The sequence below is a fragment of the Paenibacillus sp. TCA20 genome (assembly GCF_000732325.1).
GTDB classification, from domain to species: Bacteria; Bacillota; Bacilli; order Paenibacillales; family Paenibacillaceae; genus Paenibacillus; species Paenibacillus urinalis.
The window spans coordinates 128,436-142,116 of sequence record NZ_BBIW01000001.1; the positions used below are offsets into that span (position 1 = coordinate 128,436).

At 45.0% G+C, this 13,681-nt stretch carries 10 protein-coding genes; 1 reads left to right on the forward strand and 9 read right to left on the reverse strand.

Annotated elements, in window-relative coordinates; genetic code table 11:
• Window positions 1-6: 6 nt before the first annotated feature.
• Genes TCA2_RS00550 through TCA2_RS00565 form a run of 4 tightly spaced genes read right to left on the reverse strand, consistent with a single transcriptional unit; the run spans window position 7 to window position 5,753 of the window.
• Complete coding sequence (locus tag TCA2_RS00550; RefSeq protein ID WP_047910191.1) at window positions 7-525, reverse strand: WXG100 family type VII secretion target; 519 nt, start codon at window positions 523-525, stop codon at window positions 7-9.
• 5 nt (window positions 526-530) lie between these two features.
• The gene (locus TCA2_RS00555; RefSeq protein ID WP_047909613.1) at window positions 531-1,364 is read right to left on the reverse strand and encodes a hypothetical protein; all 834 of its coding nucleotides are present in this window, start codon (window positions 1,362-1,364) and stop codon (window positions 531-533) included.
• A gap of 16 nt (window positions 1,365-1,380) precedes the next feature.
• Window positions 1,381-5,376 carry a type VII secretion protein EssC gene (essC, locus tag TCA2_RS00560; RefSeq protein WP_047909614.1) on the reverse strand — a complete coding sequence of 1,332 codons (3,996 nt, stop codon included), beginning with the start codon at window positions 5,374-5,376 and terminating at the stop codon, window positions 1,381-1,383.
• A 56-nt stretch (window positions 5,377-5,432) separates the two neighbouring features.
• A complete protein-coding gene (locus TCA2_RS00565; protein ID WP_047909615.1) occupies window positions 5,433-5,753 on the reverse strand; it encodes a hypothetical protein in 321 nt (106 codons plus the stop codon).
• A 434-nt stretch (window positions 5,754-6,187) separates the two neighbouring features.
• Here TCA2_RS00565 and TCA2_RS00570 point away from each other — a divergent pair, with 434 nt between their 5' ends.
• The gene (locus TCA2_RS00570) at window positions 6,188-6,427 is read left to right on the forward strand and encodes a hypothetical protein (protein ID WP_047909616.1); all 240 of its coding nucleotides are present in this window, start codon (window positions 6,188-6,190) and stop codon (window positions 6,425-6,427) included.
• A 107-nt stretch (window positions 6,428-6,534) separates the two neighbouring features.
• On the opposite strand, the gene TCA2_RS00575 is transcribed toward TCA2_RS00570, so the two are convergent.
• The 5 genes from TCA2_RS00575 to TCA2_RS00595 form a co-directional block, all read right to left on the reverse strand.
• A complete protein-coding gene (locus tag TCA2_RS00575) occupies window positions 6,535-8,181 on the reverse strand; it encodes an extracellular solute-binding protein (protein WP_047909617.1) in 1,647 nt (548 codons plus the stop codon).
• A 107-nt stretch (window positions 8,182-8,288) separates the two neighbouring features.
• Complete coding sequence (locus TCA2_RS00580; RefSeq protein WP_238546253.1) at window positions 8,289-9,956, reverse strand: response regulator; 1,668 nt, start codon at window positions 9,954-9,956, stop codon at window positions 8,289-8,291.
• The gene (locus TCA2_RS00585; protein ID WP_047909619.1) at window positions 9,953-11,689 is read right to left on the reverse strand and encodes a sensor histidine kinase; all 1,737 of its coding nucleotides are present in this window, start codon (window positions 11,687-11,689) and stop codon (window positions 9,953-9,955) included. The genes TCA2_RS00580 and TCA2_RS00585 overlap by 4 nt, the downstream gene beginning before the upstream one ends.
• Window positions 11,690-11,789: 100 nt before the next feature.
• The gene (locus tag TCA2_RS00590; protein WP_047909620.1) at window positions 11,790-12,680 is read right to left on the reverse strand and encodes a carbohydrate ABC transporter permease; all 891 of its coding nucleotides are present in this window, start codon (window positions 12,678-12,680) and stop codon (window positions 11,790-11,792) included.
• A gap of 16 nt (window positions 12,681-12,696) precedes the next feature.
• Complete coding sequence (locus TCA2_RS00595; protein WP_047909621.1) at window positions 12,697-13,602, reverse strand: sugar ABC transporter permease; 906 nt, start codon at window positions 13,600-13,602, stop codon at window positions 12,697-12,699.
• Between the last annotated feature and the right edge of the window lie 79 nt (window positions 13,603-13,681).

A 13,681-nucleotide genomic window follows, 5' to 3' on the forward strand; every position in this document is an offset into this window, starting at 1 on the left:
AAAATTTTAACCAACCTTTGCTCCTAGAGAAGGGTCAGTAAACTTCCACCCTGCCGGGTTCAGCTCGGTAGCTAACCGCAGGGTCCCCATATCATTCAGCTGATCCTCCGGACTCCAGGATTGCTGAATGGCCATGACAGCAGACCTAGGATTAGACACCGAAAATACCAAAGGCTTGTCGCTCTTAACGGATTCCAGGTGCTGAGATTGCAGCATACGCATCGGTGAAACGTTGGTGTAATCAACATGAGCTAAAAACGAATGATAATCTTCGTCAGCTTGCTTGAAATGATTTGCCTTGCGAAGCAGTTCGGAGCTAAATCTCTCAAGTTCCAATTCAATATGTCCGGCGAGCTGCTTCGACCTCATCCATTCATACACAATTCCCTCATGAACGGCGGTATCGCCTTCTATTCTACCAAGGGCTTGTTCTAGACCAACAACAATTTGCTGAATTTGCTCCGCCGCATGCTGAAGCTGCCCGCTAAGCGTCCGAAGCACATCCGGTTCCACACGAATGCGCATATACATCACCTTTCTTCATGATCTGCTGGCTGTATCAGCCACTCTAGAAGCATATCTTTAAAGTCTCCTTGACCCATCGGCGTAGCGATAAGCCAATCGCCTTTACCTACTGTGCTCATACGAAAAAGCCAGTTCATAGAGCTGCTGGAGATAAAAGCAGCAGACTGTGAGTCCCACTTCTCTCCAGTCCATACAAGCAGCTGAAGCTCCCCTTCAGTCTCTTGATGGATAATTGCTCGAGCCAAAGCTGCTGCTCCCTGGGCATCGTAACATGCCTCGGACAAACGGCCGGTCAATGTTTCTTCATCAAGAAGAGAATCATTCACGATCTCAAAAAAACGCTTCTTCGAGAACATCAAAGCCGGAATATCGTTCTTTGTGTGCTCTGTGCCCCATTTAATCTTGCTCATAACCGATTTACAGGCCTGTTCAACATCGCCCAGGTCTGATAACTGGTAGGTATAAGGCTCCTCTTGTGTCGGGATCAATTCCACTACGCGTTCATTTGTACAGTGCAGATAACCCTTGTAATTCGCTCCTCGCTTCTTCTTTATTTCAAAACGACAAGCTCTGGAGGATAAGCCTGCAATAGCCACTCTTGAGAACACGGTTGGTGTCATGATGAGTTCACTGGAGTCTTGATCTCGGGTTAAATACCCTTTCGTTAATAACTCTTCTTTGGTATTCTCCCATTCCATTACGATATCCTCTGTCAGATATCCTATAAAGGGGTCCTCAATGCCAAGCAATCGATCAGAACCTATGATCCCTGCCAGAAAGAACAGTTCCTTCTGTTCCAGTGTTACTACTTTCTGTTTGGAATGATGAACCGTCAACATTATGAGCCACCTCCCTTCAAACTACAACATGCCATCGGTCGCGAATTTTTTCGATCCAATCGGCACGTTCCATATTGTTATTCCATGGCAGCGCTGCTTTAATCCTGGAAAATCTCCGTTTTATATAGTACCCCTGTCCTGCCGGCAGGACTTTCAGACCATTAGAACCTGTATTCGACTCTGAGAAAGGAATCCGGAAGAACGACAAATCGTTAGGGTCCAACGTCCCGAACAACAGTCCGCTTTGGGTCGCTTTAATATCCGTTACCCAGTCGGCTCCGAATGTCGGGAAATCAGCGGCAACTCCCGCGATAATTACATGCACGCCGCGATCTCTGCCTTGACGTACAATAGCAGCCAGTTGATCTTTCATCGTAAAATCATTCATCTGTTTCGCAAGTGTATCTGCATCATCTATAAACAATACAATCTCAGGACCACAGCGATCTGTTGTAAGCCTCATGACCATATCATATACTTCCTGTATTAACGGACCAAGCTCTTCATCCCTAGAAGCATTCTTACGTATATGAGGCAGATTGGACAGCCGGCTTAAGCCTTCTTCCCCATACCTCGTATCTATCGAATACATATGAAGTTCCTCAGGACTATAATGGTATGCTAAGGACAGCATCCATGTCAGCATAAAGCTGGTCTTCCCACTCTCAAGTGGACTTGCAACCATAAAATGCGGACCTTCACGAAGACTGATATTAAACACTTCCAGGTCATCTGTCATGAGTCCAACGGGCACATTATATATCTCTCTCTGTTCCTGACTCCGTGTATGCTGTGTATTCTCCAGCACTTCTGCAAGTGTAATGACTTCAGGAAGTGGATCTATCTTCTGAGGTATCGAGCCCGTGTACGTCTGATTAACGTTACCAATCATAGCTCTTAGCTGGTCCGCTCGCTCTGCCTCATCTGTACCTGTTACAGGCAGAACCGTTTGAAACTCAAGTGGAGGTACATGCCCTTTAACAAGACCACGACCCGGAGGATATCCGTTAGGGACACGTGCCGGTCTTCCAACCGCATAATAATAGTCGCTGGGATCTGCCATTTCAAAAGAAACCGCATTAGTTATGTTGCTTCTGATCTTCTCGAAAATGTCAGTTATACGATTGGCCGTGACTACAAAAGTAATGCCGAGGCTTACGCCTTCTCTCAAGAATAGCTCCAGCTGCTCATTCTCATCCGGGTATGAATTTCGGAAGGATAAGTATCCGTCAATCCATACGATAATTTGCGGTAAGGTTTGTCCTGTGCTTCGGCGATAGGAGGTAACCGTCTTGACCCCTGCTTCAGCAATTAATTCTCTTCTTTGCATGAAGACTTTGGCTAAATAACGAAACAGCCGCTTAATTCGATCATCATCCTCAGCAGACATCACACCTCCAATTTGCGGAAGCTGTCTAAAGTCACGCATCATTCTGCCCATATCAATAACATATCCATGCCAATTGCTGCAGCTTCTGGCAAGCGACATGATCATCGTCTGCACAAAGGTTGTTTTGCCAAGGCCAGGCATTCCGTATACAGCCAGATGACCTTGTCCTAAGTTAATGGACATGGGCACCTGCTTCTGGTTCGTCAGATCATCTACAATACCGACAACCGGTTCCAGCTCGTCGGTAAGAGCGGAGCCTGAGCTCTCTGAAACTGCCCCATCCATAACCAGCTCTTCCCATTGAATTAATTCTGGCAATGGAGGGAGCCACGGACCTTGTAATCTCTCAATACCCGCTTGCTCGGCTACCTCTGAGATGTGATCAATAAAGACTTGAAGCTGCTTAGAGGAGCCTTCCGACTGCATCATGGATACTCTCTCGCCCGTTAACAGAGGCTCTCGCTTACCATTTAATCTAACTTCCATAAGTGGAAGTGAAGAAGCACTGTCATCCGTATGTGAGGTATAAGGAGCTCCACTCCATGCAAATTGCATTTCTTCAAATACTTCGTCACTGCCGACCTGGAAATAACCACGGCCCGGCTTCGTGATCCAGGCAGCATTCGGAATCTTGATCATATCCCGGCTGTCTCCCTCGCTTTGAACACGTAAACATATTCTAAATCTGGAGTTACTCCAAATTTTATCGTCAACGACACCAGCAGGTTTTTGCGTGGCCAGAATCAAATGCACACCCAGCGTTCTGCCGATGGCAGCTATACTGATCAGTTCATCCATGAACTCCGGCTGCTCCCGTTTCAGCTGTGCGAACTCATCAATAATAATGACAAGATGCGGCAGCGGCTCGGCCTGGTGTGAACCCAGCCATTTATAATACTCATCAATATGCTGCAAATTTCCAGCATCATTCAGAATTTTCTGTCGACGTACCAGCTCAGCACGAAGTGATATTTTTGCTCTTTCCATTAGTGATTGGTCAAGGTTTGTAATCGTCCCGACGACATGAGGCAGCTTCTCAAATGTGTTGGACATCCCACCGCCCTTATAGTCGATCAACATAAATGCCAAGTCATGAGGGTGAAATTCGGAGGCTAGAGATGCAACGATCGATTGGATTACCTCACTCTTACCCGATCCTGTTGTTCCGGCAATCAGACCGTGCGGACCGTGCCCCTGACGCTCAATCTTGTCATGAAGATTAAGATACACTCTCTTGCCGCCAGCTCTGACTCCCATGGGTACCGGCAATGTGTTAGGAAATCTGTTCCGGGACCATCTGTCAGCTACATCAAGCTGTTCCACTCTGGATACTTCCATCATATCGAATAAAGGCAGCAGAGGAGGTATTTCGGAAGCAGAGGAGCGCTTCAATCGAAGCGGAGCCATATTTCGCGCACAAATTTCCGCCTCGGACCGTGTCATTCGATCGGGTACAAAAGTCTGATGAATGACATCCGCCTGTTCGGTCTTCTTGGAGTAGCTTCCTTCGTTCTTTCCAGCCTCCACAACGAGCTGACAATGCATCGGCAAATGCTCTTTGCGAGAAGCCAGTATAATCGTACAAGTTGTGATCGCTTCAGGATCTTCCAGGATTAGGGGCAGCAAAGGCTCTTCTTCAATAATGTCCCGCTCTGACATCAGAACAACATACACCGGAATGTCCGGCCCTTTCTTACCTCGCTCTTTCCTGGAATTTTTACGGCGGTTCAGTGTCGTGTATAGACTATCTGCCAGCTGATGCGCACCGCTGTGTCTGTCCGCCATAAACCGCTGTCCACGTTCATCATCCCAAATGTGAGGGATCCAGCGCATCCATTCAAATTCATCTGCTTCTTTTTCTTCATAGAAAGCAGCCAGCTTGACCTCATCCGGCGAATGTCTTGTCGTAATCTGTGTAATAATTACTCGCAGCATAGACAAGACGTCCTCACGATCGCCTACAACGCCTACAATTTTAGATTCGTAGATGGGCAGTGCAATGGATGCACCTTCAACATTAACAAAATCCTCAGCCAATTGATGTGCAGCCTCAATCAGAGGTTCCCGCTCATAACCATCGAATCTTGGAGGAGCAATTGTAATTCGAAAAGGTTCAGCACCGATACCGGCGCGTACAGCCAGAAAATCATCATCATCCGGTGAACGCTCCCACAAAGAGCTGTGTCTGTTCTTAACGATCTGACTGCACACTTCTGGATCGCCATGAATTTCATGGGTGATCTGCACCTGTCTTTCGGCTTCTTTCTCAAGCTCTTCACGATGCTTCGCAAGCTGAGACGTGTACATCTCTTCTCTCTCAGCGAGCCGCTTATGATATTCTTTCTTATTACTGAGGTATACAAAGAAAGGAATCGTATACGTTGCAAGCATTACCGTCATCATGACCATTTGAATGGTCATGTAACTACTGTTGCCCAATCGGCCGGTACGGCTCAAATAGAAATAAACTCCCACTGTAGCTAATGTCATGACGAGTGGTATGATTAATGAAATGATCGAGAAAGAAGGCTTACTTGGCTCCATCGGAGGACGCAGAATCTCTAATGTTTCCTTCTTGAGCACTTCCTTCATTCTTGGAGAACGCTGATATAACACGTTCAAGAAATTTCCTCCCTTCAAAAAGGCATAAACGCGCTTCACATTTGAATCTCGACTTATTACCCTAAATTTTTATTTTGAAACAGCAATCTTCTTCCATGTACGGGAGCTTCACTTTCCGTTGTCGAAAAAGCCTTTTGCAAACGAACGAAGTTCCCTTCCCTCAGTCCTGTTTCTGTTAATTGTTTTGCATCAGGCAGCGTAAACCAGTTGCCTTCCGGGAATTTAGCTTCCAATATATATTGAACGTTCTCTTGAGGAGGCTCGTTAAATATGCGCACAGAGAGTACAGATTTGAGATACTGGACAGTGCTCTCATCTGGAACTTCAATATCAATCCATTCTCCCTCTCGTCTTGACTGAACGACTGTTAGAATCATCCCATCACACCCTTTTTAGCTATGTCCATCGTCCTAAACCCTTTTATACACATTTTGGCGAATTGTTTTACTATTAATCTACCATATTTTCTTACAGAAGACCCTTTATTGCAATCTCAACAGTGCATTTTTAAAGCGAAATACCTATATAATCCAACAAACTCTATTACCATAGTCGCATCTAATCGTCACCTTATCATTTCAATAATATGAAAATTCGACAATTTTGCTGTCATCCCTCCATAATCTGATATATTACTGCTATCTATTTTGTTCAGGCTTTTGTATAAACGGATGTAATTGCAATTGTGAACAATTTTCAAACACTAATCATCTTTATGTTTCCATAAGCTAATTTTAAGGTAATTTTAAGCAACGATATTTAGAATTAGCAACATGAAACAACTCTAGTAATCTAGTTGAGGTGATTTCTAATGAAAACATTGATCTTTTTCCAAAACAAAAAAATTCCGGTTTATTTTAATGCTGAGAACAAGCAACCTGTACAAAAAACATTAAAGCTGCTAAGCAGCGCATTAGAAAATAAGATTAATAATGGTAAACGCGCTCTACAAAAATGTTTGCATACATTAATCAGTATTGAAATTATCGGAAGCGAGGCGATTCTCCACAGTATCAGAGAAGACGACACGCTGGCACTATCCCTTTACTAAAAGGGATAGTGTTTTTTTATATCCAGGTATGCCAAAGCCACAATACGCGAGAATCGTATTGTGGCTTGCTGGCACCCATATCATAAGTTAGGTCTGAATATTGCACATCATTTACTTGCGTTAATCAGCTCATTAACTTCCTTTGTAATTTCATCGCCGCCGAGCTTCTTCCAGTTGGCAACGAAATTATCAAATTCATCGATTGGCAGATTACCATATATAATTTTGAGGAAGGTTTCTGCTCTGAGCTTATCAAGTGTTGCTGATTTGGTGTTCATCGTTTTGGTTGGTGCATAGATGAACTCATTCATGACAATCAGATCGTTATCTCGATAGTACTTAATGACACCTTGCGAGCTCTCAGGTCCGAAGATCCGTTCCATATGCCATTTATCCAGGTTACCGGAACGATAATCCATAATATCATCATAGAACAGCTTCGCCTCAAGACCAAGTCCTGATGTATCCCCTGACTCCAGTGCCTTTTCAACCTCATCCTGAGCTTGCACGTTCTTGTTGGCAGGAAGATTTGATACGGTTGCATTCTGGAAGCCGAGTCCTGTCATACCATTTAGATAGTCCGCACGCTCTGTCTCCGCCGCTTCTCCAAACATTTTTTCGGCTTGGAAGTTCAGCAGCTTAATCAGTGCTTCTGGATGCTCATAGCCTTTACGTACAGCGAATATACCGCCGAGCGTCAGATGGTTCTGAGTCTTGGCCGGCTGATCATCAATGGATTGGACCGGATATGGAAGCCAATCCACATTAGGATCATTCTTAATCATCCCGCTGACTTGGAATGGCGCCCATTGCGGCAGGAAGAACATGCCTGACTTCCCTGCATTGACGTCCTCCATCATTTTCGCGAAATCCTTCACACCAAATTCGGGATCAATGACGCCATCCTTATACAACCTTTGGAGCTCTTGAAGACCTTCTTTGACTTCAGGCTGGATTGTACCATTCACAACTTGTCCGGATTCATCCTTAATCCATGTTTCAAGATATCCATGGTATCCAAGCAAGAATCCATTGATCGGCAGATCCTTGTTGAGTGCAATACCGAAAGTATCTTGTTTGCCGTTTCCATCAGGATCTTTAAAGGTGAAGGCCTCTGCAATTTCGATCACGTCCTGCATGGATTGTGGTGCATCAAGGCCTACATTCTTAAGCCAATCTTGACGAATCCAGATCATATCCGAGGAATCCAGGGAGCCTGGAAAGCTCACCATCGCATAGATCTTTCCATCCTTTGTTACAGGCTTCAGGCCTGCTCCGTCCTCCGCTGACAGAAACTCTTTAACGAGATCGGAAGCATATTTGTCATAGACCTCAGTTAAATCTTCCAGCATGCCCGCTTCATGCAATTGTTCAAATTGCACTGCGCTCACTTTCAGGACATCCGGCAAATCACCGCTGGCAAGCGTAACATTCATCTTGTCATTATAATTGGCATCCGCTACCACCCAGTCATAAGTAACCTCAATGCCGAGCTCATCCTTATATCCTCTAAGCCAAATATTATCCGTGTGACTGTCGCCTTCAGCTAATGTTTCTTTGCCTGTCTCGTTCATCGTGGATCTCAGCTTAATTGGCGGGTCATATTTAGTAAGCGGACCTCCTGCATCCTGCTGCGGTGTCGTTGGTGTTGATTCTGCTTCTGTACTTCCTGATCCGGATGAACAAGCAGCCAGCGCTGCTGAAAGTACGACAGACATTGATAACATCGTTATTCTCTTAAATGATATTCCCATGCTAATCCCCCTTTATTTCCTCCCCTGAGGTATATACACATCGTACTAAGAAAGCGCTGACATGAGCGAGTGGTACCTCTTTACATACGGTATCTTTTATTTACCATTTAGGGTTGGATCAGGTTTTTTTGATCTCGATATTCTTGTGGGGTGCAGCCGATCGCCTTCTTGAAGAATCGATAAAAATAATGCTGGTCGCTAAATCCCACCTTGGCTGATATCTCGTGCATTTTATATGTTGACCCTAGAAGCAGCTCCTTGCTGCGCTCGACTCTTTTTTCATAGATATAGTCTGATATGCCTTTCCCCGTAATTCGCTTATACCACCTCGATAAGTATGAAGGGTTTAACGACACTTCCTGGGCAATCCGAGTAAGCGAGAGATCATCCTCCAGATGATTTTTAATATAAGCGTGGACAGCAATCAATATTTGAGATTGGTCTGTAATACGACTGTCACTTCTCTTGGAAACGATCCACTCGAATGCGGACTGGTAAAATCTCACGATATCCGGCCAGCGGGTCTGTATATTAAAATGGAGCATTTGAGACAGATCAATCTCTGTCAGGGCCACTTCATACAAGCCGAGCTCCTGCAGAACTTCCAGCAAGCAGCTTCCTGCAGCAGTGTATATTCTCAATCGAACAAACGGATCTTCAAGTCCCTCAGATGCTGTCTCTGTCCATTTGCGAAAGGATTCACTCCAATCCTTATCTCTCGTCGTCACCCTCTGTTTAATCTGCTCTAAATGAAGGGAGGCGACAGCCAGCTTGTTCATCAGCAGCGGCGTGTGATTGACTTCATTATGAATGTCAACACGAAGCAGCTTCTCCATGCCTTGACCCGGTCCCTCCATAGCGGATAATCGAAGCCGGGCGATGACCTGACTAAGCTTTACCCAGTTCACAGGCTGCTCACTGACCATGACCGATACAGAAATGTTAAGACAATTCGCAATAGACTGCTGTACGGTTTCGAGCGTTCCATGCACAAATCGCAGCGTTCGCATCCACTTTTCGTCCGGCATCGGCTTTAGCACGCTATCTTTCATTTGTACAAAACAGGCGATGACCTGATGATCCAGGTCAATGGCTCTCACACGGGTCTTGTCCTGTAAATATTCCTCAGCAATATTCGCCGCTGCATATCGAATCAAACTTCGATCTGAGCTTGTTTCATAGTTGTTCCATTCCTCCACACGAATAATAATGGGCAGCACCCATTCTGTAGAATCAAAAGGAAGCTGAATCGCATCAAACTCATCCTGTAAACTGCTGGAATCCAGATTCTCATCTCGCTGTATAATGTCAATTAATAATTGCCTATGGAGCTGGGGCAAAGCCCGCGGAAGCTTGTTACGAAACCAGCTGGTCTGGTAACGAAAGTCGTTCTCCTCCTCAATTTGCTGAATAGCCCGGTCTACTGCCTTGCGAATCTGACTCATTCCTTCTGTCTTTAGCAGGTAATCGACAACGCAAGGGTTGCGAATCGCTTGGTGAGCATATTCAAACTCATTGTGACCTGTCAGCAATATGATCTTACAGCGCGGCCAGCGCTCCATAATCTCTTGGATGAGAGCCATTCCATCCATTTCAGGCATACAAATATCGCTGAGCACAATATCAATCTTGACCATGTTCAGCCAGTCCATTGCTTCAACAGCAGAATATGCCTTAATGATCTCTAATTCGCTGATTTCTGCCTTCTGAAAATAGGTATACAACCCGTCCAAAATAAGAGGTTCATCATCTACAATAAGCATTCGCTGCATCATCTATCTTCTCCCTTGAATGGTAAGTTGAACGTAACTCGCAGACCTCCCATAGGGCTGCGGCTCACGCTAAGTCCGTAATCATTGCCGAATTGAATGCGTAATCTTTCGTGGACATTGATGAGTCCCGTTATTTCTTCACCATCATGCCGATGTGCTGCATGGGATAATTTCCCAGATAATGTGCTCAAGGTCTCATCTGTCAGAGCCTCTCCATTATCCTCAACGCAAATTTGTAGCTGGTTCTCATCATTCATATATGATATTTTCAGCACCCCTCCCTGGATCCGTTTAGACAAGGCGTGCTCGTATGCATTCTCGATTACAGGCTGGATTATGACTCTCGGGACCGTCACACTTCTAAATTGATGTTCGATATCAGAGATAATGGCCGTAACTCTCGAACCGAATCGGATATTTTGAATGGCCAGGTATACAAGCGCATGATCAATCTCTTCCCCCAGCGATACCTCCGGCTTGGAATCTCGCGTCATATAGCGGAAATACTGTCCCAAATAATCTGTAAATTCCTGAATCAGCTCAACGTTCTCGACCTCTGCCATTTGCTTGATATTAAAGAAGCTGTTATACAAAAAATGCGGCTTAATCTGCGACTGGAGGTGCTTGAGTTCCGCTTCACTCGTCCGAATTCGGGCAACATAGTTTTCTTCAATCAGAATATGTAAGCGTTTTAGCATATCATTAAATCGAGAATACAAATATCCAAATTCATCTCGCCTGGAATGTGGAATGTGAATACCCGTCTGCCCCTGCTCTGCCGTCTTAAATCCGCCGATCAGTACCGACAACGGCTTATGAATGGATTTATACACGGAGAAGGAGAAGATAAATATGATGACAATGGACAGTATCGTTAGAACCCACAGCCACAGCGTATATTTTTCCATAGGTGCTCTAAGAACTTGATGTGGAATGCTAGCTGTTAGAGTAAAGTAATGTTCACGATCAAACAGGGAGTAATGAAATGATTCCTCTGTATCATATCGTGTAACGTTCTGGGCAGGCTGTGATGCATCCAGGGTGTGTAAGCTCTGTTTAAGAGCAACCGGCTGATTCGAGGATGAGATGATCACCTGATTGCGCTGTCCGAAGGACAGTGTGATCTCACTTCCTCCAGTTTCGGAAAACTCTTGAAGCCGGCGTTTCAGTTCAGGGCTGGAGAGCCGAATGCCGAGTAAGAAATTGGGAGCTTCCTCACGATTCATGTTATAAGGATTGCTGCGAAGGAGGTATAGCTCCTCCCCAACATGAGATAAAGCGCCATGTAGATTCCCCATAGAATCGATGAGGTTCTTCCACTCCGCGTCCTCCACATTTCGAATGCCGTCGACTGCGCTGACTCTCTTATGCAGAGCCGGCACATAATAGACAACATCGCTGATATAAGGACTTGTTTCTTTGATTTGACTCAGCTTGTTATGGATATTATTCAGATTCGAGGTAACTTCATAACTGTTCATGATCGGTATACGTGTACTCAGGGTGGACATCGAGTCGTCAAAGGTATATTCGTTCACCAGCCCGGTCATCCGCTGCAGCTCAAACTCAAGATGACTATGGTAGAAATGGAGCTTGGACTCGTGTGCCCGCTCCACTTCAGCTTGCATTTGTGCAGAACTGGACATGGTAATCATGATGCTGATGAAATATAACGGTAAAAAAACGAGTACAAACGCACCCATCAGCTTCACCACGATTGATTTTGATTTCCACATTGCGAAAAACCTTCTCAAGGTAACATCTACTCCTCTCCTAACGCAAAAAAGAGCCGGAAAACGGCCCCTTTACTGCTAACTGCTGCTCCCTGATGGAATCTTACCCTTTTACGCTTCCTACAACAAGACCATGTACAAAATAACGCTGCAGGAACGGATAAATAAGCAGTATCGGAATGACGGACAAGAAGATTTGAGATGCTTGTGTTGTGCGGTCTGATATCTGATTCAGTAGTGCTGCATCTTCAAAGGTCATACTGTCTGTGGAGATCGTCTGTACTTGCTGAAGCATGGACTGAAGATATGTTGCAAGCGGATAATGATCCGGACTCTTCATATAGATCATACCGTCAAACCACGCATTCCAGTGACCAACCAGTGCAAACAGTGTTACTGTGGCGATGCTTGGCAAGGAGATCGGCAGATATACACTCCAGAGTGTCCGCAGATGACCCGCACCGTCCCTCCATGATGCTTCTTCCAACTCTTTGGGCAGTCCCCGGAAGAAATTCAGCATCAGCAATACGTTAAAGATCGGCACTGCTCCCGGGAGAATTAGAGCCCATATGGAATCCAGCAGACCCGCTTCTTTGACAATAAGGTATCCAGGAATTAATCCGCCGCTAAACAGCATGGTAAAAACGAATATCCAGGCGTATACCGTTCTTGAACGAAATTTATCTGCTTCCTTGGACAAGGGATAAGCTACAAGAATCGTACAGACGAGATTCACCAGAACCCCCAGCACGACTCGCAGCAGGCTTGTGCCGAAGGAGTTAAGAAACTGCTTGTGCTCCAATATATATTGATAGGAGGACAGTGTGAAATCAACAGGCCAGAAGGTCACGCTCCCTGCTTTTACCGCTTCGCTTGAGCTGAAGGAGATCGCCAGGATGTTTACAATCGGAAATAAACAGAGAAGAGCAAGAATGGTTAAGATGACGTAATTAAATATGATGAAACATCGATAGGCTTTGGTCGTATGATGCATGTTGTAAGCCTCCTTCCTAAAAAATCCGATAATTCGCAAACCGATAAGCCAAATAATATCCGAGTCCGATAAAGACGAACGAAACGACTGATTTGATAAGACCCAGTGCAGTAGATACTGAATACTGTGCGTCCTGAAGACCGATCCGGTAGATCATCGTATCCAGAATGTCTCCTGATTCATATACAAGTGGATTATACAAGTTGAAGACCTGATCAAAACCTCCGTTAAGAACATTTCCGAGGCTCAGTGTCACCATCAGAATGACAATCGGGCGAATCCCCGGAAGTGTAATGTGCCAGGTCTGCTTCCATCGTCCGGCACCGTCAATAACAGAAGCCTCGTATAAGGAATGATCTATGCTTGTTAATGCGGCCAAATAGATGATCGTTCCAAACCCGAATTCCTTCCATTGATCCGTAATAACTAATATGTATGGAAACCACTCATTACTAGCAAGAAATTGAATCGGGTCAATGCCGACGGCTTTAAGAGCCATGTTGACGATTCCGCTGCTGGGTGACAATACATCGACGATAATACTGGCCAGTATTACCCATGAGAAGAAATGCGGCATGTAGATGATGGTTTGAATGGTTCGTTTGAATCCAGTTCTTCTCACCTCATTTAGAAGCAAAGCTACAAGGACAGGGACAACAAGTCCTGCAACTATTTTCATGACCGAGATAAACACCGTATTCCATACCACTTGACCGAAGCCTGGCAAATCAAACAAATACCTGAAATTATCGAGACCCACCCAGTTCATATTTTTGAAGCCTGCGATTGGAGAGAAATTTTGAAATGCAATAACAAGCCCTGCCATCGGGATATAGCTAAAAACAAAGACAAGAATAAGTCCCGGCAGGATCATAAGATGAAGCGGGATGTTTCGAATAAATTGCTTGATGTTCATACGCATATGCCGTCTCCTCCTTCAAGTTGATTATAGGAGTATGCACTAGCGCTTTTATAGTGGAGGGTGTTGACATCAGGTATCT